The organism is Streptomyces hyaluromycini (assembly GCF_002217755.1).
Classification (GTDB): domain Bacteria; phylum Actinomycetota; class Actinomycetes; order Streptomycetales; family Streptomycetaceae; genus Streptomyces; species Streptomyces hyaluromycini.
Genome location: NZ_BCFL01000023.1, coordinates 200,574 through 223,947, shown reverse-complemented (window position 1 = coordinate 223,947; position 23,374 = coordinate 200,574). Strand labels below are relative to the sequence as shown.

At 73.2% G+C, this 23,374-nt stretch carries 21 protein-coding genes and 1 pseudogene; 13 read left to right on the top strand and 9 right to left on the bottom strand.

All coding sequences use genetic code 11. The annotated features are described in order from the left end of the window. Positions 1-3: 3 nt before the first annotated feature. The 3 genes and pseudogenes from SSP29_RS29985 to SSP29_RS29975 form a co-directional block, all read left to right on the top strand. On the top strand, positions 4-1,197 hold the full coding sequence (locus SSP29_RS29985) for a glycosyltransferase family 4 protein (RefSeq protein ID WP_438363818.1): 1,194 nt from the start codon (positions 4-6) through the stop codon (positions 1,195-1,197). After that, a complete protein-coding gene (locus SSP29_RS29980) occupies positions 1,194-2,213 on the top strand; it encodes a trans-aconitate methyltransferase (protein ID WP_089103966.1) in 1,020 nt (339 codons plus the stop codon). Before SSP29_RS29985 ends, SSP29_RS29980 begins: the two co-directional genes overlap by 4 nt. Further along, a pseudogene (locus SSP29_RS29975) lies at positions 2,210-3,088 on the top strand (lysylphosphatidylglycerol synthase transmembrane domain-containing protein); the annotation flags it as partial. The gene SSP29_RS29980 and the pseudogene SSP29_RS29975, both read left to right, overlap by 4 nt. Positions 3,089-3,189: 101 nt before the next feature. Here SSP29_RS29975 and SSP29_RS29970 read toward each other — a convergent pair. Beyond that, entirely contained in the window at positions 3,190-3,948 is a 759-nt protein-coding gene (locus SSP29_RS29970) for a creatininase family protein (protein WP_089103964.1), read from the bottom strand. Between the two features lie 38 nt (positions 3,949-3,986). Between SSP29_RS29970 and ribA the strand changes: the two genes are divergently transcribed. Both ribA and SSP29_RS29960 read left to right on the top strand, forming a co-directional pair. Then, positions 3,987-4,646 carry a GTP cyclohydrolase II gene (gene ribA, locus SSP29_RS29965; protein WP_089103963.1) on the top strand — a complete coding sequence of 220 codons (660 nt, stop codon included), beginning with the start codon at positions 3,987-3,989 and terminating at the stop codon, positions 4,644-4,646. Between the two features lie 55 nt (positions 4,647-4,701). After that, on the top strand, positions 4,702-5,847 hold the full coding sequence (locus tag SSP29_RS29960) for an NAD(P)/FAD-dependent oxidoreductase (RefSeq protein ID WP_089103962.1): 1,146 nt from the start codon (positions 4,702-4,704) through the stop codon (positions 5,845-5,847). Between the two features lie 46 nt (positions 5,848-5,893). Here SSP29_RS29960 and SSP29_RS29955 read toward each other — a convergent pair whose 3' ends face one another. Together SSP29_RS29955 and SSP29_RS29950 are read right to left on the bottom strand one after the other, a co-directional pair. Beyond that, the gene (locus SSP29_RS29955; protein WP_089103961.1) at positions 5,894-7,117 is read right to left on the bottom strand and encodes a serine hydrolase domain-containing protein; all 1,224 of its coding nucleotides are present in this window, start codon (positions 7,115-7,117) and stop codon (positions 5,894-5,896) included. 47 nt (positions 7,118-7,164) lie between these two features. Next, entirely contained in the window at positions 7,165-7,638 is a 474-nt protein-coding gene (locus SSP29_RS29950) for a TetR/AcrR family transcriptional regulator (RefSeq protein WP_145968965.1), read from the bottom strand. A gap of 65 nt (positions 7,639-7,703) precedes the next feature. Here SSP29_RS29950 and SSP29_RS29945 point away from each other — a divergent pair, with 65 nt between their 5' ends. Continuing rightward, complete coding sequence (locus SSP29_RS29945) at positions 7,704-8,129, top strand: PPOX class F420-dependent oxidoreductase (protein ID WP_089103959.1); 426 nt, start codon at positions 7,704-7,706, stop codon at positions 8,127-8,129. Positions 8,130-8,199: 70 nt separating this feature from the next. Beyond that, positions 8,200-8,541 carry a VOC family protein gene (locus tag SSP29_RS29940; protein WP_089103958.1) on the top strand — a complete coding sequence of 114 codons (342 nt, stop codon included), beginning with the start codon at positions 8,200-8,202 and terminating at the stop codon, positions 8,539-8,541. Here SSP29_RS29940 and SSP29_RS29935 read toward each other — a convergent pair. The 3 genes from SSP29_RS29935 to SSP29_RS29925 form a co-directional block, all read right to left on the bottom strand. Beyond that, positions 8,438-9,652 (bottom strand): glycosyltransferase, encoded by a 1,215-nt coding sequence (locus SSP29_RS29935; protein ID WP_089103957.1) that lies wholly within the window; start codon positions 9,650-9,652, stop codon positions 8,438-8,440. The genes SSP29_RS29940 and SSP29_RS29935 overlap by 104 nt on opposite strands. Positions 9,653-9,737: 85 nt before the next feature. Further along, positions 9,738-11,060: a nucleotide sugar dehydrogenase gene (locus SSP29_RS29930; protein WP_089103956.1), complete on the bottom strand. Its 1,323-nt coding sequence runs from the start codon at positions 11,058-11,060 to the stop codon at positions 9,738-9,740. 89 nt (positions 11,061-11,149) lie between these two features. Continuing rightward, a complete protein-coding gene (locus tag SSP29_RS29925) occupies positions 11,150-12,571 on the bottom strand; it encodes a glycosyltransferase family 4 protein (protein WP_245883280.1) in 1,422 nt (473 codons plus the stop codon). A gap of 101 nt (positions 12,572-12,672) precedes the next feature. Here SSP29_RS29925 and wecB point away from each other — a divergent pair, with 101 nt between their 5' ends. The 5 genes from wecB to SSP29_RS29900 all read left to right on the top strand — a co-directional run bounded on the left by wecB (position 12,673) and on the right by SSP29_RS29900 (position 19,313). Beyond that, positions 12,673-13,761, top strand: a complete 1,089-nt coding sequence (wecB, locus tag SSP29_RS29920; protein ID WP_089103954.1) for a non-hydrolyzing UDP-N-acetylglucosamine 2-epimerase — start codon at positions 12,673-12,675, stop codon at positions 13,759-13,761. Continuing rightward, positions 13,754-14,404, top strand: a complete 651-nt coding sequence (locus tag SSP29_RS29915) for a class I SAM-dependent methyltransferase (protein WP_089103953.1) — start codon at positions 13,754-13,756, stop codon at positions 14,402-14,404. Before wecB ends, SSP29_RS29915 begins: the two co-directional genes overlap by 8 nt. After that, positions 14,404-16,221 carry an amino acid adenylation domain-containing protein gene (locus tag SSP29_RS29910; protein WP_089103952.1) on the top strand — a complete coding sequence of 606 codons (1,818 nt, stop codon included), beginning with the start codon at positions 14,404-14,406 and terminating at the stop codon, positions 16,219-16,221. Before SSP29_RS29915 ends, SSP29_RS29910 begins: the two co-directional genes overlap by 1 nt. Next, complete coding sequence (locus SSP29_RS29905) at positions 16,218-18,404, top strand: glycosyltransferase (RefSeq protein ID WP_089103951.1); 2,187 nt, start codon at positions 16,218-16,220, stop codon at positions 18,402-18,404. The genes SSP29_RS29910 and SSP29_RS29905 overlap by 4 nt, the downstream gene beginning before the upstream one ends. A 183-nt stretch (positions 18,405-18,587) precedes the next feature. Then, positions 18,588-19,313, top strand: a complete 726-nt coding sequence (locus SSP29_RS29900) for a dienelactone hydrolase family protein (RefSeq protein WP_089103950.1) — start codon at positions 18,588-18,590, stop codon at positions 19,311-19,313. A 138-nt stretch (positions 19,314-19,451) separates the two neighbouring features. Here SSP29_RS29900 and SSP29_RS29895 read toward each other — a convergent pair whose 3' ends face one another. Continuing rightward, entirely contained in the window at positions 19,452-20,453 is a 1,002-nt protein-coding gene (locus SSP29_RS29895) for an acyl-CoA desaturase (protein ID WP_089103949.1), read from the bottom strand. Positions 20,454-20,717: 264 nt separating this feature from the next. On the opposite strand from SSP29_RS29895, the gene SSP29_RS29890 reads away from it, so the two are divergent. Beyond that, positions 20,718-21,023, top strand: coding sequence for a hypothetical protein (locus SSP29_RS29890; RefSeq protein WP_089103948.1), 306 nt, complete (start codon positions 20,718-20,720; stop codon positions 21,021-21,023). Between the two features lie 65 nt (positions 21,024-21,088). On the opposite strand, the gene SSP29_RS29885 is transcribed toward SSP29_RS29890, so the two are convergent. Both SSP29_RS29885 and SSP29_RS29880 read right to left on the bottom strand, forming a co-directional pair. Beyond that, positions 21,089-22,450, bottom strand: coding sequence for an MFS transporter (locus SSP29_RS29885; protein WP_089103947.1), 1,362 nt, complete (start codon positions 22,448-22,450; stop codon positions 21,089-21,091). A 239-nt stretch (positions 22,451-22,689) separates the two neighbouring features. Continuing rightward, positions 22,690-23,355 carry a TetR/AcrR family transcriptional regulator gene (locus tag SSP29_RS29880; protein ID WP_089103946.1) on the bottom strand — a complete coding sequence of 222 codons (666 nt, stop codon included), beginning with the start codon at positions 23,353-23,355 and terminating at the stop codon, positions 22,690-22,692. Between the last annotated feature and the right edge of the window lie 19 nt (positions 23,356-23,374).

Genomic DNA, 23,374 nt, shown 5'->3' with positions numbered 1-23,374 from the left:
GACATGGCCATCGGCCGCCCGTCGGCCCTCACCTACGTGCCCGCGCCGCGCGCGGCCACCGCCGCCGGCGAAGCCCCCGCGAACATCGGGATCCTCCCCATGTCCCTGCGCAACGTGCACTTCGTCATGCCGGGCGGTGTCGACGACCCGGCCCAGCCGAGCGGCGGCAACGCCTACGACCGGCGGGTCTGCCTGGACCTGCCCGGCTTCGGCTGGCAGGTCACCCGGCACACGGCGGACGGCTCCTGGCCGCGCCCCGAGCAGGCCGCCCGGGACGGCCTCGCCCGCACCCTGCGGGAACTGCCCGACGGCGCGACCGTCCTCCTCGACGGCCTGGTCGCCTGCGGCGTCCCGGAGATCATCGTCCCGGAGGCGGAGCGGCTGCGGCTCGCCGTCCTCGTGCACCTGCCGCTCGGCGACGAGACCGGGCTCGACCGGGCCGTGGCCGCCGACCTCGACGCCCGGGAGCGCGCGGTGCTGCGCGCCGTACCCGCCGTGATCGCGACCAGCGACTGGGCGGTACGACGGCTGGTCTCGCACCACGGCCTGGCCCCCGACCGGGTCCATGTCGCCGCCCCGGGCGCCGACATCGCCCCGCTGGCCGGCGGCACCGACGGCGTCTCGCACCTGCTGTGCGTCGCCGCCGTCACCCCGCGCAAGGGCCAGCACCGGCTGGTGGAGGCGCTCGCGGCGGTCCGGGACCTGCCGTGGACCTGCACCTGTGTCGGCGGACTCGGCCAGGACCCCGAGTACGTCGCCCACCTGCGCTCGCTCATCGCCGAGCACGGGCTGACCGACCGGCTGCACCTCGCGGGCCCGCGCTCCGGCGCCGACCTCGACGCCAGCTACGCGGCCGCCGACCTGATGGTCCTCACCTCGTACGCCGAGACCTACGGCATGGCCGTCACCGAGGCCCTCGCCCGGGGCATCCCGGTGCTCGCCACCGACGTCGGCGGACTGCCCGAGGCGGTCGGCCGCGCTCCCGACGGCGGGGTGCCCGGCATCCTCGTGCCGCCGGAGGACCCCGCCGCGCTCGCCGCCGAACTGCGCGGCTGGTTCGGCGAGGCGGACGTACGCCGCCGCCTCAAGGCCGCCGCGCGCGGCCGGCGGGCGGCGCTCGACGGCTGGGCGACCACCGCCCGCAGCCTGGCCGGAGTCCTGCTGCGGCTCCCCGACGAACCCCGGAGGGCCGCATGACCAGCGAGACCACGACCACTGCTCCGGTCGGCGCGATCCCCGCGCAGCCCGGGCCGACGGATGTTACGGATGCAGGAGTGGCACGAGAACGCGAACAGGAGCCCTCCGAGGTGATCGCCGGGGCCGGTCCCGTCGCGCGTCCGGGCGAGCGGGCCACCGTACGGCTGCGGGAGGCCGGGCCCGAGGAGCCGCCGCGGTACGCCCCCGAGTGGCTGGAGCTGCGGGAGAGCGCGGACGCGGCCGCCCGGGCGCACGACCTGCTGGACCCGCTGCGGATCCGGCTGGCCAACCTCCCCGGCAAGGCGGGCGTCGTCGTACACGACCTGGGCTGCGGTACCGGCTCCATGGGCCGCTGGCTGGCGCCCCGCCTGGACGGCTCCCAGCACTGGATCCTGCACGACCGCGACCCCTACCTGCTGCACTTCGCCGCCGTCGCCTCGCCGCGCGCGGCCGCCGACGGCAGCCGGGTCACGGTGGAGACCCGGCGCGGTGACGTCGCCCGCCTCACCCCGGACGCGCTGATCGGCGCCTCCCTGGTGACCGCGTCCGCGCTGCTCGACGTGCTCACCCGGGAGGAGATCGACACCCTCGCCGCGGCCTGCGCCGGTGCCGGCTGCCCCGCGCTGCTCACCCTGTCGGTCGCCGGGCGGGTCGAGCTGACCCCCTCCCACCCGCTGGACGCGGAGCTCGCCGAGGCGTTCAACGCCCACCAGCGGCGCGGCGGGATGCTCGGCCCGGACGCGGTCACGGCCGCCTGCGAGGCGTTCGCCGACCGGGGCGCCACCGTGAAGGTGCACCCCAGCCCGTGGCGGCTCGGCCCCGACGAGAAGGCGCTCACCGAGCAGTGGCTGCGCGGCTGGGTCGGCGCGGCCGTCGAGCAGCGCCCCGAACTGGCCGAGCGCGCCGACGCCTACCTGGCCGAGCGGCTCGCCGCCAACGCGGCCGGCGAACTGCGGGTCGTCGTGCACCACAGTGACCTGCTCGCGCTCGCCCGGCCGACCGGAGGCACCTCATGAGCACCCCCACCCTGGTCAGGGAGACCGCGCCCGTCGCCCCGCTCGCCGTGCCCCGGCGCCTCAACCTCCGGGCCCTCCGCACCCACCTGGGCACCGTCGCCGGAGCCGCCATCATCGCCGTGCTGCTGTGGCGGCTCGGCACCGGCGTCTTCCTCGACGGACTGCGCCGGATCGACACCCCGACGCTGGTCATCGGCCTCGCGGTCGGCGCGGTCACGACCGTGCTGAGCGCCTGGCGCTGGCAGTTGGTGGCCCGCAGCCTCGGCCTGCGGCTCCCCCTCGGGCCCGCCGTCGGCGACTACTACCGGGCGCTGTTCCTGAACGCGGCCCTGCCCGGCGGGGTGCTCGGCGACGTGCACCGGGCGGTCCGGCACGGACAGAGCGAGGGCGACATCGGGCGCGGGGTCCGCGCCGTCGTCCTCGAACGGACCGCCGGGCAGATCGCGTTGACGGTCTTCGGCGCGGGCGCGCTGCTGATCCTGCCCTCGCCGGTCCGCGACGAGGTGCGCAGCTTCGCCCCGCTGGCGGCGGCCGGGCTGGCCGGCGCCGGCGCGATCGTGGTCGCCGTCCGTATGAACAAGTCCCCGGGCAAGCGCGGCGGAGCCCTGCGCGCCACCCTCGGCGAGGCCCGCCGCGCGCTGCTGTCGCGGCGGAACGGGCCGGGCGTCGCGCTCTCCTCGGCGGCCATCCTCGCCGGGCACGTCGGAATGTTCGTGGTGGCCGCCCGGGTCGCCGGCTCGGCCGCCTCCGTGGCCGTCCTCGTCCCGATCGCCGTCCTCGCCCTGGTCGCCATGGGCCTGCCGCTGAACGTCGGCGGCTGGGGCCCCCGGGAGGGCGTCACCGCCTGGGCGTTCGCCGCGGCCGGCCTCGGTGCGGACAGCGGCTTCGCCACCGCGGTCGTCTACGGCGTCCTCAGCTTCGTGGCGGCCCTGCCGGGCCTGGTGGTCCTGGTGGTCCGCTGGTACGCCGGACTGCGCTACTCCCGCCCGGCGGTGAGCAGTTCGAAAATCGCGCCGAAGGAATCCGCGAGGCTCGACAGGAGTTCCTTCCCCTTTTCCGCCGACCCCAGGGAAGGACGGCCGATGACGCCCGACTCGGTATAGGCGGACATTCCCAGGGTGAGGAGATGACGACGGTCGTCAGCGGTGAAATCGGCGGACTCGTAACCAGGGCGGACCAATTCGGGATGAGCGTGCAGCAGAATGGAGGTCTCGATTTCTCCGGCATGCATGTCGGTGAGCGCCGAGGTCTCCACCCCGGCACCTGCGAGCGCCGCCTCCCAGTCCTCCGCGGCCGGGTAGAGCGCCAGCCGCTCGCCCCGCGCGGATGCCTCCTGCACGACGTTGCCCAGCACGTAGTTGCCGCCGTGGCCGTTGACCACGACCAGCGCCTCGACGCCCGAGCGGCGCAGCGAGGCGGCGATGTCGGTCACCACCGCGTGCAGCGTCACCGCGGAGATGCTGACGGTCCCCGGCCAGGCGGCGTGCTCGTGCGAGCAGGAGACGGTCACCGGCGGCAGCAGGTGCACCGGGTATGCGGCGGCGATCTCCCGGGCGACGGCACAGGCGACGAGGGTGTCCGTCGCGAGCGGAAGGTAGCGGCCGTGCTGTTCGAAGCTCCCCACGGGAAGGACCGCGACCTGTGTTGAAACGCCCGCCCCCCTGGTCCGTACCTCTTCCGTGGTGTCCGCCGGCAACAAGCCGTATGCCGCCGTACGCGCGCCCGAACCACTCATCTTTTCACGGCCTTTCGTCTCTGCTTAGGAATCAGATCATGACAGAAAACATCGGCGTACTCGGCACGAAGTCCCCACGGCGTTCGGGCGTGGAACGCGTCGTAAATGCACCGCTGCCCACCGTGTACGGGAAATTCCAGGCGATCGGCTACCTGGACCACGACCGCGGCGACGAGCAAGTGGCCCTGGTCTACGGGGACATCGACAGCGACCGGGTGCTGACCCGGCTGCACTCGGAGTGCCTGACCGGGGACGCGTTCGGCTCCCAGCACTGCGAGTGCGGTGACCAGCTGGCCGCCGCGCTGCGCGCGGTCGTCGCCGAGGGCAGTGGCATCGTCGTCTACCTGCGGGGTCACGAGGGCCGCGGCATCGGCCTGCTCGGCAAGCTGCGCGCGATGGCCCTGCAGGCGGAGGGCCTGGACACGGTCGAGGCCAACCTGGCGCTCGGACTGCCCGTCGACGCCCGCGACTACGGGGTCGCCGCCGGCATCCTGAGCGACCTCGGGGTGCGTTCGGTACGCCTGATGTCCAACAACCCGCGCAAGCGCGAGTCCTTGGAACGGCACGGCATCGAAGTTGCCGAAACGGTCCCGCTGCTGATCGAGCCGTGCGAGAACAACATCACCTACCTGCGGACGAAGCGCGAGCGTCTCGACCACGTGCTGCCCCACCTGGACGCGGTGGCGCACTGGTCCTGAGGTACCGGACGGCCCCCCGGGGAAGGATCGGGGGAGACCGACAGGAGGTACACGCGTGAATCTTCGGGCCCAGGTCGTGATCATCGGTGGCGGGGTGATGGGGACCAGCATCGCCTGCCATCTCGCGAGGGCCGGCGTCCGCGACGTCGTCCTCGTCGAACGCGACGAACTCGCCGCCGGATCCACCTCGAAGGCCGCGGGCGGGGTGCGCGCCCAGTTCTCCGACGAGCTCAACATCCAGCTGGGCGCGCGCAGCCTGGAAGCCTTCGCCCGCTTCGGCGAGGAGATCGGGTACGACATCGGGCTGCACCGGGTCGGCTACCTCTTCCTGCTCTCCACCCCCGAGGAGGTCGCCTCCTTCGAGGCGGGCGTCCGGCTGCAGAACCACCTCGGCGTGCCCAGCCGGATGCTCACCCCGAAAGAGGCGGCCCGGCTCTCCCCGCTGATCGCCACCGACGGACTGCTGGCCGCCGCCTACTCCCCGGACGACGGCCACTGCACCCCCGAGTCCGTCGTGCACGGGTACGCGGCCGCCGCCCGCGCGCACGGCGCCCGCGTCCTGCGCCACACCGAGGTCACCGGCATCGAACGGGACGGCGCCTACCTCACCGCCGTGCACACCACCCTCGGCCGGATCGCCACCGAAACGGTGATCTGCGCGGCCGGCGCCTGGTCGCGGGCGGTCGGCGCGATGGCCGGCGTCGACTTACTGGTGCAGCCGCTGCGCCGCCAGATCGCGGTGACGGAACCGGTCCCGGGGCTGCCGCCGACGCTCCCCATGACGATCGACTTCACCACCAGCCTGTACTTCCACGCCGAGGGCCCGGGACTGCTGCTCGGCATGTCCGACCCCGACGAGCGGCCGGGCTTCGCCACCGACACCCACGACCGCTGGATCCCGCGCCTGTACGCGGCGATGGAACGCCGGGCCCCGGCCCTGCTCGACCTGCGCCGCACCGGCGGCTGGGCGGGCCTGTACGAGAACACCCCGGACCACAACGCCCTGATCGGCGAGGCGGCCTCGGTCTCCCGGTTCCTGTACGCCACCGGGTTCTCCGGTCACGGCTTCCTGCAGGCACCGGCCGTCGGCGAGGTGATCCGCGACCTGTATCTGGGCCGGGCACCCTTCCTGGACGTCCGCCCGCTCGGCGCCGGCCGGTTCGCGGCCGACGCCCCACGCCCGGAGGCCAATCTGGTCTGACCCCGCCCGGCCGAATCTGGTCTGACCCCGCCCGGCCGGACGGCGCTCAGTCCTGGATCGACTCGTGGACCAGCCGGCGCAGCTCCGGGAAGATCTTCAGCGTCTTGGGCCGGACCTGGGTGTGGAACTGCACGGTCAGGTCGTGGGTGGGGTCGACCCAGAACGCGGTGGTGGCGGCGCCGGTCCAGCCGTAGGTGCCGGGGCTGCTCGGGGCGAGGGTGCGGTCCGGGTCGACCACCACGGAGACGCCCAGGCCGAAGCCGAGCCCGTCGTTGCCGGGTTCCTGGTGGACCGGGGCGCCGTAGGCCCGCAGATCGGCCCCGCCGGGCAGGTGGTTGCTGGAGAGCAGCCCCACCGAGGCGGGCGACAGCAGCCGGACGCCGTCCAGCTCGCCGCCCCGGCGCAGCATCTCCATGAAACGGTGGTAGTCGTACGCCGTCGCCGCGAGGCCGCCGCTGCCGGACAGGAAGCGGGGGCGGCCGCGCAACGGCAGGCCGGGGATCGCCTCGATGGCGCCGCCCTCCGTCTCGCCGTACAACTCGGAGAGCCGGTCGGCCTGTTCGGGCACGATGTGCAGGCCCGCGTCCGGCATGCCGAGCGGGCGGAAGATCCGGTCGGCGAAGTACTCGTCGAGTCGCTGCCCGGAGACCACCTCGATGACGCGGCTGAGCACGTTGAAGCCGACGGAGTAGTTCCACTGGGTGCCCGGCTCGAACTGGAGCGGCATACGGGCGTACACCGCCATCGTCTCGGCGAGGTCCGCGCCCGACGGCACCGAGAACTCCAGGCCCGCCTCGCGGTACCGGGCGTCCACGGGGTGCGTGTGGTAGAAGGCGAAGGTCAGGCCGGCGGTATGGGTGAGCAGATGACGGATCCGGATCGGGCCGTCGGCCGGCCGGGTCACCATGTCGTCGCCCGAACCGGACACATGGACCCGCGGGTCGGCGAACTCGGGCAGGAAACGGTCGACGGGGTCGTCCAGCGACAGCAGTCCGTCCTCCACGAGCAGCAGCACGGCGACCGCGGTGACCGGCTTGGTCATGGAGTAGATCCGCCAGATGGTGTCCGGCTCGACCGGCAGTCCGGCCGCGCGGTCGCGGTGGCCCTGCGTGGTGAGGTGGGCGACCCGGCCGCCGCGCGCCACCGCCACCAGGTAACCGGGCAGGCGCCCTTCGTCGACGTAGTGGGCGAAGTGCTGGTCGAGGCGGTCCAGCGCCTTCACGTCCAGCCCGACCTCACTGGGGTCGACTTCCTGTCGCAGCTGTGCCATCGCTCTCCTTGGGTCGTGTCGTCCGCGGTGCGGTGCGACCTCGGACCTCATCGTCGCGCAGGAAGAGGGGAACGGTCCCGCTCATCCGCGTGTGGTGTGACGGACGCTATAGAAGAGGCGCCGGCAAGCAGACGCGCCGCCGCCATGCCGACCACGGCCGGAAACACCGGTGTGAGCAGCGGTTTCGCCCTCCCGGAGCCCAGCGGCGGGCTGGTCTCCCGCAGCCGCGGGCGGCCGCTCTCCAGCAGGTCATGCCGGCACATCAGCTCGTACATGCCCGCGTTGTCCCGCGCGAACTCCGGGTGCACCCGGGCCGGCGCGGCGACTTGCGCGCCCGGCGCGGCCGTATCGTCGCCCGGCGCCGCCTCCGTGCGCACGGCCGGCTCGGTGAAGCCCCGGCGTGCGATGGCCGAGAGCAGTTCGAGACGGGTGCGGAAGCAGCGGCGGGGCGCCCCGTGCGAGACCCCCGCACCCGCAGGTTCAGGCCGGACTCGGTCATGGACGCTGTCCACCGGTCGCATGTAGGCAGTGTCTACGGAATCGGGCGCCGGGAATGTCCGAGGGGCGGGGCGGGGTTGGACCGGACATGACCCAGGACGCTCTTCTGAAGCTGCTTGCCGAAGGCCATGACGGGGTGCTGGTCAACCTCAGGAGCGACGGCCGCCCCCAGCTGTCCAATGTCAACCACGCGTACTACCCCGACGAGCGGACGGTGCGCGTCTCGGTCACCGACGGCCGTGCCAAGACCCGCAACCTGCGCCGCGACCCCCGTGCCTCGTATCACGTCACCAGCCCGGACCGCTGGGCCTACACGGTCGCCGAGGGCACCGCCGAACTCTCGCCGGTCGCCGAGGACCCGTACGACGCGACGGTCGAGGAGCTCATCCGCCTCTACCGCGACGTCCGCGGCGAGCACCCCGACTGGGACGACTACCGTGCCGCGATGGTCCGCGACCACCGCCTGGTACTGCGGCTGCGAGTGGAGCGGGCGTACGGCATCCCGCGCGCCTGACGACAGGGGCGGCGGGGCCCGGGACCCGGCGGTGCTTGCCGCCGCGGCCTGCCGGGGCTAACCTCCGCGCGTGATCAATGGGGCACATGTGGTGATCTACACGCGCGATGCCGATGCGGACCGGGCCTTCCTTCGGGACGTGCTGGACTGGCCGCACGTCGACGCCGGACACGGCTGGCTGATCTTCCGGCTGCCGCCGGCCGAGGTGGCGTGCCATCCGGCCGAGGGCGAGCCGTCGCACGAACTGATGCTGATGTGCGACGACCTTGATGAGACGGTCGCCGAACTCACCACCAAGGGAGTGGAGTTCAGCCGACCCGTCCAGGTCGCGGCCTGGGGCCGGGTGACGGGCTTCCGGTTGCCGGGCGGAGGCGAGGTCGCCTTGTACGAGCCGCGTCACCCGCGCGCCTAGTACCGGCGTCCTCCCGCACCCAGGTCTCCAGCCACTGCGTGAACTCGGCTGCCTTGTCCGGCCAGTTGAAGTGGGTGAGGGCCGCCTCACGGCCGCGCTGGGCCGCGGTGTGGCGCAGGATCGCGTCGTCGCCCAGCCGTCGTATCGCCTCCGCCGCCGCGCGTGGATCCTCGTACGGGACGACGAGCCCGCAGCCGTGCTGCTCGACCATGTCCGCGGCCAGCGGGGTGGGAGTGGTGATGACGGGTACGCCGTGGGCCATGTACTCGACGACCTTGGTGGGCCGGGAGTGGCGGTAGTTGGGCTGGTCGTGGAGGAGCGAGAGGCCGGCCAGGGCGCCGGGGAACAGGGCGAGGGCGCGGTCGTTGGGCAGGAAGCCGTGCCAGCGCAGAATGCCGTCCCGGTCGGCGGCCGTGAGCGCGTCCCGGACGTCGGGGTCGGCCGCGCCGGCCACCTCGATGCGCGGACCGGGGCCCAGGTGCCGGGCCGTCTCTATCAGGTCCAGGGCGCCACGCGCCCGTGACAGATGGCCGACGTAGACGACCCGTTCGGTGCCGGGCGGTTCGGGTGCCCCGGTCGGGGCGGTGGTGAAGTTCGGCACCACGGGGTGGGTGCGGCGGAACCGGTCCTGGTAGGCGTCCTCGGCGAGCAGCAGCCGCAGATGGCGTTCCGCCAGCCGTTCGGCCGCGCGGACGCCGAGCCGCAGCGGTGGCCGCAGCGGCCCCGGCACCCAGCGCTTCATGGCGAGCGCGGCCGCGGTGTCCTCGTGGACGTCCCAGACGACCACCGGCCCGGTTCCGGACCGCCGCCAGCGGCGCAGGGTGCCGGGGAGGGTCAGCAGCAGTTCCGGGTCGTGGAGCAGCACCACGTCCGCCTCGTGGCCGCGTTCGGCCAGCAGGGTCCGGGCCGCCCGCACCGCCGTGCGGCGGCTGCGGCCCACCGCGCGGGGCAGGTCGATGCCTTCGAGGTCCGGGCGCGGCCGTACCTCGCGGGCCGAGAACGGCGCCGCGTAGACGACGTGGTGTCCGCGGTCCCGCAGCGCGGTGATCTGCCGGTGCAGGATGCGTGCGTCCTCGGGGTGGTGGACGACGGTGACGACGAGTATCCGCATCTGAGCGCCTTTCGACTCCGCGGCCGGAGCCCTTCGACTCCGGTCCGCGGAAGGGGAGTTGCCACAGAGGTCAGGCAGCGGCCGGTTACAGCACCTCGACACCGGGCCGGAAGATCCGCCCCCGGGTGTCGAAGAGCAGGCGGGCCTCGTCGCCGAGGGCCGGGAGGTCGTACACGGAGTGGTCCTGGAGCAGGATGGTCAGGTCGTGCGAGCGCACGGCGGCCATGACGTCGGTGACGCGTGGCACGCCCTCCCCGTCCACGAACCAGGCCGGTACGAACGGGTCGTGGAAGGCGATCTCGGCCTCCCGCTCCCGCAGCAGCCGGGCCACCGGCACCGCCGGCGCCTCGCGCTGGTCGGCGACGTCCGGCTTGTAGGTGACGCCGAGGAGCAGCACCCGGGAGCCGTGCAGCGCGCGGCCCTCGTGGTTGAGCAGGTCCTGGGCGCGCCGGACGACGTACTCCGGCATGTGTGCGTTGATCTCCCGGGCGAGTTCCACGAACCGGAACTCGTAGCCGATCGAACGCACCTTGTAGGAGAGGTAGTTGGGGTCGATCGGGATGCAGTGCCCGCCCACCCCGGCGCTCGGCCGGAAGGGCTGGAAACCGAACGGCTTCGTCCCGGCGCAGCGGATCGCGTCCCAGACGTCGACGTGCAACTCGCGGCAGAGGATGGCCAGTTCGTTGACCAGGGCGATGTTGACGTGCCGGTAGGTGTTTTCGAGCAGCTTGGCCATCTCGGCCTCACGGGTGCCCTTGGCCTGCACGACCGTGTCGACGAGCTTGCCGTAGAAGGCGGCGGCCTTCGCCGCGCACGCCGGGGTGCAGCCGCCGACCACCTTGGGTGTCTCGCGCAGCCCGTGGGTGGTGTTGCCGGGGTCGATGCGCTCCGGGGAGAAGGCCAGTGCGAAGTCCTCGCCGGTCCGCAGCCCCGACTCCTCCAGCAGCGGTTTGACGATCTCCTCGGTGGTGCCCGGATAGGTGGTCGACTCCAGGACGACGAGCCGTCCGGGGCGCAGCCTGCCCGCCACCGTCCGCGCCGCGGAGGTCACCGCGCTCAGATCGGGGCCGCCGTCCTCGCTGAGCGGGGTCGGCACGCAGATCACCACGGTCTGCGCGCGGGCCAGGCACTTGTCGTCGGTGTACGCGGTGAACCCGGCCGCCCGCATCCGGGCGACGTCCTCGTCGGAGACGTCGTCGACATGGGAGTGGCCGGCGTTGAGGCCCTCCACGACCCGTGGGTCGAGGTCGAGCCCGGCCACTCTCAGGCCGACCAGCGACGCCTCCCGCGCGAGCGGGAGACCGACGTAGCCGAGTCCGATGACGGCCAGTTCGAAGCAGTCGGTCTGTTCCTCATCCCCGAGCGATGCGCTCGATTCCCCGAGCGGTACGGCCTTTTCGACCTGCATAGGGATTCACTCCGCCCTCGACGGCAGCAACGGCAGATGCCGTATGGATCCGAAGAGCCCGGACGGTGAGCGGTTCCGGGCGCGGGGTCTCAGACACATCCAAGAGCGCGATACGCCTCTCGGGTCGTGGCAGCGACCCTTTTCCAGGTGCGTTCACGCGCCACCAGCGCGCGGGCGGATGCTCCCCATTCATGCCGCCGTTCTCGACTGTAAAGCAATCCTTCGAGAGCTTCTGCCCAAGCTTGTGCTGAATCAGGAGGGATGAGCCGTCCGTTCACTTCGTCTTGCACCAGTTCGCGCAGGGCTGTGAGATCGCTGGCCGCCACCGGAACACCGCTCGCCATCGCCTCGACCGGCTTCAGCGGGGTGACCAGACGGCAGACCCGTTCGTCGGTGCGCGGCACCGCGAAGACATCGAGAACGGCGTGGTAGGCGCGCACTTGGCGGTGCGGCACGCGGCCGGGGAACAGGGCGACGCCGGCGCCGAGCCCGAGCCGCTCGGCCAGCGCCTGGAGCCTGCCGCGCTCGGGCCCGTCACCGACGATCAGCAGCCGCAGCGGTACGCCCCGACGGCGCAGTTCGGCACCCGCATGGAGCAATGTGGAGATTCCCTCGTGTGGAGTAAGGCTGCTCACGGTGCCCACCACGAAGTCGTCCGCCGCGATGCCGAGCCGGGCGCGCATGTCCGCCCCGTCCGGCGGCGGGGCGAGGAAGGCGTCGTCCGCCGCGTTGGGCACGATCAGGACCCGCTCCTCGGGCACCCCGCGGCCCACGATCTCGGCCTTCATCGCCGCGCCCAGCGTCAGCACCAGATCGGCCCCGCGCATGCAGTACGTCTCCAGGGCGCGCCGGGAGCGGTACGACGGGTCGTCCGCACTGCGGCCGGGCGCCTGGGTCAGCCAGGTCTCCTCCAGGAAGCCCCGCACCTCGTACACCACCGGCAGCCCGTAGGTCTCCCGCAGGGCCAGCGCCACCCGCCCGTTGCCGTGGTCGGTGGCCGCGTGCAGCACGGCCGGCCGCAGCCGCTCCACAAGCCGTCCGGCGAGCTCGGCGTTGCGGGCCAGCACCGGCCCCTGGCCGTAGGGCAGCCCGTACGGCAGCAGCCGGTGCTGCGGCACCCCGTTCACGATCTGCAACGGGCGGGCGTCCAGGACGCCCTGCGCCACCGGGAACCCGATACGGGTCACCACGTGCGGATCGAGCCCGGCGACCCGCTGGGCCTCGGCGAGGGCCTGGGTGCGCACGGTGTACCCGGCGTGTTTGAACGGCAGCCCGTTGGTGACCAGATGGAGCACCCGGCCCGGCTCGGGCCGCACCGCCCGCCCGGCGGGCGCCGGTACCCGGGCGGCGGACGGGACGGCGGCGGGCCCGGCCGCGCGGGCCCGGGCGGCGAGCCGTCTCTCGACGGGTTCCAGCCCGCTCCGCACCCGCCCCGGCAGCAGCCGTACACCGAGCAGCGCGGCCCGGGCGGGGTCGTGCCGCAACTCGCCCCAGGCGACGGATGCGGCCAAGCTGATTGCACGGGGGAAGCGATGAACACCACGCGGCAGGTGCCGGGACGGACGTCGGGCCATGTCGCCAAGGTAGGCCGACAGAGCGGAGAACGTACGACATGAACGGCCGCGTACTCCATGTCGTAGGGACCAGGCCGAACTTCGTGAAGGCCGCGCCCGTCGTCGCCGCCCTGCGCGCGACCGGGCACGACCAGGTTCTGGTGCACACGGGTCAGCACTACGACGAACGGATGTCGCAGATCTTCTTCCGGGAGCTGGGCCTGCCCGCCCCGGACACCGACCTGGGCGTCGGCTCCGGCAGCCACGCCCGGCAGACCGCCGACCTGCTGGTGGCCCTGGAGGGCGAGCTGCTGGCCCGCGCCCCGGCCCTGGTCGTCGTCTACGGCGACGTGAACTCCACCCTGGCCGCGGCCCTGGTCGCCGCCAAGCTGGGCATCCCGGTGGCCCATGTCGAGGCGGGCCTGCGCAGCTTCGACATGGCGATGCCGGAGGAGGTCAACCGGCGCCTGGTCGACCAGCTCGCCGAGCTGCTCTTCGTGACCAGCCCGGAAGCCGTCGGGCACCTCGCCCGCGAGGGCGTCGACCCGGGCCGGGTGCACTTCGTCGGCAACCCCATGATCGACACCCTGCTCACCCATCTGGAGCATTTCGACCCGGCCGCAGCCCGCGCCGCCCACGCCCTGCCCGAGCGGTACGGCGTGGTCACCCTGCACCGCCCGGCCAACGTCGACGACCCCGAGGCCGCCGCGGCCGCCGCCCGCGCCCTCACCGAGGCGGCCGGCCACCTCGACCTCGCCGTCCCCCTGCACCCGCGCGGCCGCGAGGCGCTGCGTCGGGCGGGCCTCGCCGACGCGCCCGGCATCCATCTCCTCGAACCGCTCGGCTACGTCGAGTTCATGGGCCTGGTCCGCGGGGCCGCCGCCGTGATCACCGACTCGGGCGGCGTCCAGGAGGAGACCACCGTGCTCGGCGTGCCCTGCCTGACGCTGCGCACCACGACCGAACGCCCCGTCACCGTCACCCACGGCACCAACCGCCTGGTCCGGCACAGCGAACTGGTGCCCGCCCTGCGCAAGGTCCTCGACGGGCAGACGGCGGCCGACCCCGAGGGACCGCCGCTGTGGGACGGCAAGGCCGGCCCCCGGATCGCCCGCGTGCTCACCGAGTGGCTGGAGCGCCATGACTGACGCCACCCGTACCTACCCCGAAGCCCCCCTCACCTACTGGGACACCCGGCACCGCGAACGCGACGACCTCGCCTCCGGCGGCCACATCGGCCTGGACCGCCCCGGCAACGAGATCTTCTACGCGATCCGGCTCGGCCAGCTCCTCACCCTGATCGGCGACCTGTCCAGCCCCGCCTCCCCGCTCTTCGTCCTCGACGCGGGCTGCGGCAAGGGGCACTTCGCCCGCTCCCTCGCCCGCTGCGGCCACCACGTCGACGCCTTCGACGCCAGCGAGGCGGCCGTCACCCACGCGCAGGCCGAGGGCGGCGGCCCCCGTTACGCCGTCGCCGGCCTCGACGAGTGGCGCAGTCCCTGGCTCTACGACGTGGTGCTCTGCGTGGACGTCCTCTTCCATGTCCTGGACGACGCGCAGTGGGCGGCGAGCCTGCGCAACCTCGCCTCACTCGTCCGGATCACCGGCCGGCTGATCGTCACCGACGAGCACACCGACGAGCCCGTCCCGCGCGGCGACTACATCCTGCACCGGCCGATCGCCGCCTACCGTGAGGAACTCGATCCCCTGGGCCTGAGCCACACCCACTTCCGGCCCTACGGCTTCCGCGAGAACCGGGTCGGCTTCCACGTCTTCACGAGGACCCGCTGATGCGCCTGACCGATCTGCTCCACCCGCACCTGGACGACGTGACCTCCGTCGTGGACGCGACGAGCGGCGGCCTGCGTCTGGACCCCTATCTGCACCTGCCGCCCGGCGTCGAGCTGCGGCGGCACGGGGAACCCGTCGGCGCAGGGGAGCTGATGCTCCTCTGCTACGGTCCCGACCCCGCCCTGCACGGCGCGGAGGCGGACTGTCTGGCCGCACTGGAACGGATGCGGCCCGGCGGCCGCGGCCTGATCGTCTTCGGCCATCCCGGCACCGACCTGCCCTACCACCGGCTCCTGGACGCCCTGGTGGCGCACCGCTGCCAGGTGCTGCACGCGGCCTCGCTCGGCTACACCCACCTGCACTCCGGCGCGGTGTTCGCGTGCACGGAGGAACTCCTGCCGCCGCACGACTGGTTCGGCCACCCGCTGCCGGCCGACGGCTTCGCCACCGCTCTCCGGATGGCCGACGAGTACGTCCTCGCCGACTTCGTCTCCCGTTCCCAGCGGGCCCGCCTGATCGACTTGGAGCGGGCCGCCGAGGAGACCGCCCGCGCCCTGGAGACCGCCCGCGAGGACGGTCTCGCCGAACGGCTCGCCGCCGCCCTGCGGGACAAGGACCAGCTCTCCTCCGCGCTGCGCCGGGCCCGGGAGCGGACCGGCGTGCTGGAGGCGCGGGTGTCCATGCTGGAGGGCTCCACCTCGCTGCGGGTCGGCAAGGCGCTGGTGTCGGCGGCCCGGTCGCCGAAGCGCCGCGCGGCCCGGCTGCCGGGGGAGCTGTACGGGCTGTGGCGGCAGCGGAAGGCCGAGGGCGGCCGCCCGGCCGGCTCCCAGACCCGCGCCGCCGCCACCGCGCCGGAGCCGCAGGCCGACGACCGCTTCCACCTCTCCCACCGTGCCCTGTCCGTGGCGCCCCGCGACCGGCTGGTGATCACCGGCGTGCTCACCGACGGCACCGCCCAGGACTTCGCGGCGGACGCGGTGGTCAGCCGGGTGCTGCCGCACGACGGGCGGCTGCTGGTCGAGCGCACCGACCCGGACGTCTTCCTGGTCCAGCTGAGCGCCTGCGCGGCTCATGACGGCCCGTGGTCGCTCACCGGCACCGGACTCGCCCCCGACCTGGACCGCCGGCTGGCCGAACTGGTCGCCCAGGCACGGGGGCTGGGCCGCACGGCCGTGCTGTGGCGGGACGACCCTGCATCGTCCGCCCCGGGCCTGTCCCTGCTGCCCTGGGACACCGTCCTCGACGGCGACACCGGGACGGCGCTCTTCCGCCTCGACCCGGTCACCGACGGCCGGGACCGGCTCCGGGACGTCTTCGTGCAGGACAGCACCCGGGTCCGGCTGGCCCGGCTCGCCGCGCTCACCGGCGGCCCCGACCCGCTCGCCGAGCGCCGGATCGCCGTCCTCGCCGCGCCCCGGGACGCCACCGACGTGGCCCGGCTCGTCGCCCAGGCACTCGGCCAGCTGCACCGGCCGGCCGAGGTGATCGTCGCCGACCCGGCGGGCCTCGCCCTCGACGAACTCACCGCCGCCTCGGTCGCCGTGCACGCCGGACCGCCCACCGCACCCTGGGTCGCCGACTGGACGGACCTGACCGAGGACCGCCCGGACACCCTGCTGCTCGACCTGCTGTGCGCCCAGGAGTTCTCGGGCGCCGACGCGGTGGGCCACACCCCCGCCGCCGACGACTACGCCTTCGTACCGGCCCTGCACCCGCTGCTCGTGCGCCGCTCGCTCCTGGACTCCGGCACCCCGCCGGACGGTTGGTCGCGGGCCGGACACCGCCTGTTCGCCGTGCGTGGAAAGGAACCGTCATGACCCGCACCCTCCGGGCGCTCGTCTACGGCGACGTGGACCTCAACCTCATCGACGGCTCCGCCGTCTGGGCCCAGTCGACGGTCCAGGCGCTGTCCCGCGCGGGCTGCCGGACCCGCCTCGTCCTCAAGGCCCCGGTCGAGACCGGCCGGCTGACCGACCCGCTGGCCGGACTGCCCGGCGTCACCGTGGTCCGCCCGTACGAGGAACACCTCGTCCCCGGCCAGGGCGCGCACCCCCTTTCGCCCTTCCAGGCCTCGCAGTTGCTCGCCCGGCTCGACGCGGAGGAGCCCTGCGACCTGCTGGTGCTGCGCGGCCGGCGGCTGGTGAAGCAGATCGTCGGCGACGGCGCCTTCGACGGCCGGATCTGGGCCTACCTCACCGACATCCCGCAGTCCCCGGCCGAGATGACCGAGGAGGCCCGCGCCGACCTCGCCCGCATCGCCACCGCCTCCCGGCAACTCCTCTGTCAGACCGAGGAGTTGCGCTGCTTCCTGGAGGCCTGGGTGCCGGAGGCCTGCGGCCGGTCCGTGCTCTGCCCGCCCGCGGTGCCCGAGCCCGGCTTCCCGGTCCCGGCCCGGGGCGGCCTGCACGATCCCGTACGCCTCGTCTACACCGGCAAGTTCGCGCCCCGCTGGAACACCCTGCCCATGACCCGGCTGCCCGCGATGCTCGCCGAACGCGGTATCCGGACCGAACTGCACGCCGTCGGCGACAAGATCCACAAGGATCCTGGCCATCCCGGCTTCGACACCGCCATGGCCGAGGCGCTGCGCACCACCCCCGAGGTCGTCCACCACGGCGGAGTGCCGCGCGAGGAGGCCATGCGCCTCGCCGCCGACTGCGACCTCGGCCTCGGCTGGCGCGACGCCTCCCTCGATGCCAGCCTCGAACTCTCCACCAAGGTCCTGGAGTTCGGCTCCCTCGGCCTGCCCGTCGTACTCAACCGCACCCCCGCCCACGAGGCCCTGCTCGGCGCCGACTACCCCCTGTTCGTACCGGGCACCGCCACCCTCGCGGACGCGGCGGACGCCGTCTGTCTCGCCGTACGCGACACCGCGGCCCGGCACCTCGCCGCCGACCGGTGCGCGGCGGCCGCCCGGGAGTACACCATGGAGGCCGCGGCGGCCCGCTGGCGCGGCCACCTCGACCGCGCCTTCCCTGCCGCACCGGCCGCCGTCGCCACCCGGGCCCGCCCGCTGCGGGTCGGCGTCGCCGGCCACGACCTGAAGTTCCTCACCCGCCTCCTCGACCACCTCCGCGCGCTGCCCGGCCTCGACGTCCGGATCGACGCCTGGCCCGCGCTCGCCCGGCACGACGCGGCCGCCAGCCGCGAACTCGCCGACTGGGCCGACGTGGTGGTCGTCGAGTGGTGCGGCCCGGCGGCCATCTGGTACAGCCGCCACAAGCGGCGCGGCAGCAGGCTGATCGTGCGTCTGCACCGCTTCGAACTCGACGCCGGATACCCGCGCCAGGTCGACATCGACGCCGTCGACCGGGTGGTGTGCGTGAGCCCGTACTACGCCCGCGCCACCCGGGACCGCACCGGCTGGCCCGCCGCGAAGATCACCACGATCGGCAACTGGGTCGACGTCGACCAGCTCGACCGGCCCAAGGCGCCCGGCGCCCGCCACCGCCTCGGCATGATCGGCATCGCACCCAGCCGCAAACGCCTCGACCTCGGCCTCGACGTCCTCGAAGCACTGCGCGCCCGCGACCGGCGCTGGCACCTCTCGGTCAAGTCCAAGCCGCCGTGGGAGTACTGGTGGATCTGGAACAAGCCGGAGGAACGCGAGCACTACGAGGCGATCCTGCGCCGGATGCAGACCTCGCCACTGCTCGAAGGGGCCGTCGTCTTCGACCAGTTCGGCCCCGACGTGCCCAACTGGCTGCGCCGCATCGGCCATGTGCTGTCCACCAGCGACGACGAGAGCTTCCACCTCGCCCCGGCCGAGGGCATGGCCTCCGGCGCCGTACCGGCGCTGCTGCCGTGGCCGGGCGCGGACGAGATCTACGACCGGCGCTGGATCCACGACACCCCGGAGGCGATGGCCGGCGCGATCGCCGGACTCGCCGAACAGGAGGACTGGCAGTCCGCCGGGGCGGTGGCCCGCGAACAGGTACGGGAGGGGTTCTCGCTGGAGCGGGTGGCCAAGGACTGGACGGAGCTGCTGGTGTCCGGGTGACCGGTCGTGGAAAACCCGTTGGCCGACCACGGCGACCGCTGCTACTTTTCCGGAGGCCGTGCGAGAGAACGAGGAGGTGGTACCCGTGAACGCAGTATCGACATGGGTGCTCCCCTCCGGGGTCACGGTCGGACGCTAGGTCGTCCGGGAGCGCCGCTCTGAGCACTCCCGAAAGGCACGACCATGCAGTTCACTTCCGAGCAACGCCTCGACGACGGCGTCCTCGAACGCGAATTCACCCTCGGCGAGATCCCCGGCACCCTGTGGACGCCTGACTCCACAGCCGCACCGGCCCCGCTGATCCTGATGGCCCACAACAACAGCCTGCCCAAGAGCCAGGCCCGGCTGGTGGCCCGGGGCCGGCACACCGCGGCGTACGGCTACGCGGTGGCCACCATCGACGCCGCCGGCTGCGGTGACCGGCCCCGTTCCGCCGCCGACGAGCAGGCCCGCGCCGGCCTCCGCCGGGCGATGCAGGCCGGCGAGCCGGTCGACGAGATCTTCGAGTCCCTCGTCGGCCCGCTGGTCGAAAAGGCGGTCCCGGAGTGGCGGACCACCCTGGACGCCCTCCTCGCGCTGCCCGGGATCGGCGGCCCGGTCGGGTACTCGGGGTGGATGGCCCTCGGCATCCGCCTTGCGGCGGTCGAACCGCGCATCGCGGCCGCCGGTTTCTTCGCCGGGGGCTTCGTGCCCCGCGCCCAGCGCGAGGAGGCCCGGCAGGTCACCGTTCCGCTGCTGATGCTGCTGCAGTGGGACGACGAAGGGAACCCCCGGCAGCGGGCCCTGGACCTGTTCGACGCCTTCGGCACCAAGGAGAAGACCCTGCACGCCAATCTGGGCGGACACACCGGCACCCCGTGGTTCGAGGGGGAGGACGCGAGCCGGTTCTTCGGCCGGCACCTGAAGTGAGGCCGGGCCGTCGGGCCGGCACCGGACGGTAGGTGGCGTCGGCCAGGCTGCCGCTCGTCGAGGACAGGTCCCGTACCTCCTCGACGAGCGGTGGCCGGCAGCCGCATGACCGCCCCGATCGCGGCGGTCCGGGGGGCGTCAGGCTGCCGACTCCTGCCGGCCGGCCGGCTCGGGCAGCAACCGGGCGCCGAGACGGTCCGCGCTCGGCCAGCGGACGTCGTAGGCCCAGCCGAGCTTCTCGAAGATCCGGATCAGACGTGCCGACGGGTCGATCTGGCCCGGCAGCACACCGTGGCGCGCGCCGGTGGGGTCGGCGTGATGCGAGTTGTGCCAGCTCTCGCCGAAGGACAGCACGGCGAGCGGCCAGAAGTTGGTGGCCTTGTCCCGGCTGGCGAACGGGCGCCTGCCCGCGACGTGGCAGACCGAGTTCACCGACCAGGTGACGTGGTGCAGCAGCGCCATCCGCATCACGCCGGCCCAGAAGAACCCGGTCAGCGCGCCGGCCCAGGTGCCGGTGACCAGCCCGCCGACCAGGGCGGGGGCCAGGAGCGAGAGGACGGTCAGCGGCCCGAAGAGCCGGCCGACGACTCGCAGGTCGCGATCGGCGGCGATGTCGGGCGCGAACCTGGCCCGGTTGCTCAGTTCACGCTTGAGCATCCATCCGATGTGCGCGTGGAGCAGCCCCTTGAGCAGCGCGCGCGTGTCGGTGCCGAAGCGCCAGGGCGAGTGCGGGTCGCCTTCGCGGTCGGCGAAGGCGTGGTGGCGGCGGTGGTTCGCCACCCATTGCACCGGCGAGCCCTCCACCCCCAGCGAGCCCGCGACGGCCAGGGCGATGCGCAGCCCCCGCTTCGCCTTGAACGAGCGGTGCGTGAAGAGGCGGTGGTAGCCGACGGTGAGGCCGAAGCCGGACACCAGGTAGGCGACCAGGGCCATGGCGACGTCCAGCGCGGACAGGCCCCGCCCCCACACCAGCGGCACCGCGACGACCAGGCAGATCAGCGGGCCGACCACGAAGATCCACATCGCGATGCCCGCCGCGGCGGTCTGCGGGGTGTCGAGCAGCGGCTTGGCCCCGGCCGCGCTCTCGGCATCGCCTTCGGTGACGGTCTGTTCGGGACGGTCGGCTGTGCTCGGGCTCATCGGTTCCCCGCCGTTGCTCGAGGTTGTCGGACCCGGTGCCGGTCGACCGGGAGAAGGCGCGCGCCCGCGCTGGAGAGAGCGCTCGGCGGCCTACGGCCCACGATCGCACCGAACGGCATCCTCGCAGGTCACCGCTTATGTCCAGGGTGTGAACGGCGCGGGGCCAAATCTCCTTCGGCCGGACTCGGGGAGCGCTTGATCTCAAGTCCGCTTGAGGTTCTAGAGTCGAACGCGCTGACGCCGATGCAGGGGAGGGGAACGGTCATGAGGACGCTGGTGCTCGGAAGGACGCCCGCCAGGGTGACGGCCGTGCTGGACGCGCTGCGCGCGGACGGATTCGACGCGGAGGGAGTGAGCACCGACGAGGAGGCCCGGAAGCTGCTGGAGACCGCGGAGTTCGGGGTGCTGGTCATCGGCGGGGGCGTGGGCCCCGACTCCCGTGCCGCGATCAAGGAGCTGGCTGCGCAGTACCAGGTGCGGCGCGTGATCGACGGGGCGCTGGCGGAGCCGTTCGACGCCTACGTACGGCGGGAGTTCGAGCCGCTGATCCGGGAGACCGCCGCAGGGTGACGGCCACCGTCCGCCCGGGCGCCGGCCCGGGCGGACGTGTGCCCGCTGCTCCTCGCGCCACCGGCTCAGGCCGTCACGGTCTCCGGCCGGGATGTGTCCCGGAGGGTGTGTGACCCGAGGTCCTCCGTGGCCAGGGTGTGGGTCTCGCGTGCCGTGAGGGCGGCGATGACCGGAGGCACGCACAGCGCCGCCGTGAACAGGGCCACCGCCGACCAGTCGTCGCCGCCCGGACCCGCGATTTGCGCCGCGAAGGTCACCGCGAACCCGGCCACGGCGAACCCGATCTGGGTTCCGATCGCCATGCCGGACAGCCGTACCCGGGTCGAGAACATCTCGCCGTAGAAGGACGGCCAGACACCGTTCGCCGCGCTGTAGACGACACCGAAGGCGACGACCCCGAGAAGCATGATCAGCGGGTAGGAGCCGGTGGAGATCGCCCACAGGTAGCCGGACATCGCCACCGCGCTGCCCACCGCGCCGATCAGGTACACCGGGCGCCGGCCGATCCGGTCCGACAGCGTCGCCCACGCCGGGATCGCGCCCAGCGCCACCAGGTTCGCCAGCGCGCCCACCCACAGCATCGACGTCTTGGACATCCCGACCGAGTCGCTCGTCGCGTACGCCAGCGCCCACACCGTGAAGATCGTGCTCACCGAGGCGATCAGGGCGCCCCCGATCACCCGCAGCACGTCCGCCCAGTGGTGCCGCACCAGCGTCACCAGCGGCAGCCGTACGACCCCTTCGCCCGCCGCCTGCCGGGCGAAGGCCGGGGTCTCCTGGAGTCTGCGCCGGATGAACCAGCCGGCCACGGCCACCGCGACACTCAGCCAGAACGGCACCCGCCAGCCCCAGGACATCAGCTGGTCCTCGGGCAGCTGGGAGACCGCGATGAAGACCAGGGTGGCGATCAGCTGGCCGCCCTGGGTGCCGCTGAGCGTGAAGCTGGTGAAGAAGCCCCGCCGGTTCGGCGGCGCGTGTTCGAGGCTCATGGAGCTCGCGCTGGCCTGCTCGCCCGCCGCCGAGATGCCCTGGAGCACCCGGCACAGCACCAGCAGCACCGGGGCCAGGCCCCCCACCTGGGCGCGGGTCGGCAGACAGCCGATCAGGAACGTCGACAGGCCCATCAGCAGCAGCGTGAAGACCATGACCTTCTTGCGGCCGATCCGGTCCCCGAAGTGCCCGAGGAACAGCGCGCCGACCGGGCGGGCCGCGTACGCCACACCGAACGTGGCCAGCGAGAGCAGGGTCGCGGTGGCCGGGTCCGACTCGTCGAAGAAGACCTTCGGGAAGATCAGCGCGGCCGCGCTGCCGTAGATGAAGAAGTCGTAGTACTCCAGGGCGCTGCCGATCCAGGCGGCCAGGGCGGCCTTCCTCGGCTGGCCACCGGGTGGTACGGCGGTGGCGGCGGACTGGGCGGGGACGGACACGGCGGTGCTCCTTCGGGGAACTCCAACGTAAGCGGAGTGAGCGGAGGGGGAGAGAGCCGGATCCCAGGGATGACGGGGTCGGCGGACCAGAGGGCGGGTGCTAATTAACCCACTGGGTAGTTAGTCGCGATGGGTACGGATGTTGCGCCCGCGTTTCCCCGGTGTCAAGAGGTCATGCCGGTCCCGTTCGCCCGCGGCCGTTCTCCGCCCCGGCTGAGCCCGTCCTCTCCCTGCGGCGGTCAGTCCGCCGCGCGCTCCGCGGTGAGGTACGCGATCACCATGTCGCCGAGCATGGCCCGGTAGTGCGCGCGCTGCGCCGGGTCCACCAGGTCACGGCCGAAGAGGACGCCGAAGGTGTGCCGGTTCGCCACCCGGAAGAAGCAGAACGAGCTGATCATCGCGTGCAGGTCGACGGCGTCGACATCGGCCGTGAACAGGCCGGACTCCTGCCCGGCGGCCAGGATCCGGCGGATCACCTCAAGAGCCGGCGAGCCGATCCTGCCGAGCTTCGCGGAGGCCGCGATGTGCTGGGCGCCGTGGATGTTCTCGATGCTGACCAGGCGGATGAAGTCCGGATGCTGCTCGTGGTGGTCGAAGGTCAGCTCGGCGAGCCGGCGGATCGCCGCGACCGGGTCCAGGTGCTCGACGTCCAGCTGCTGCTCGGCCTCGCGGATCAACCCGTAAGCGCGCTCCAGGACCGCTGTGAACAGCTGCTCCTTGCCGCCGAAGTAGTAGTAGATCATCCGCTTCGTGGTGCGGGTGCGGGCCGCGATCTCATCGACGCGGGCCCCGTCGTAGCCGGCCCGGGCGAACTCCTGGGTGGCCACGTCGAGGATCTCGGCCTGGGTGCGGGCGGCGTCACGGAGCCGCCCGTTGGTCTGTGCCGGTTCGTCGACGCTGGTCATCGGGTTCCTTCGGGAGTGC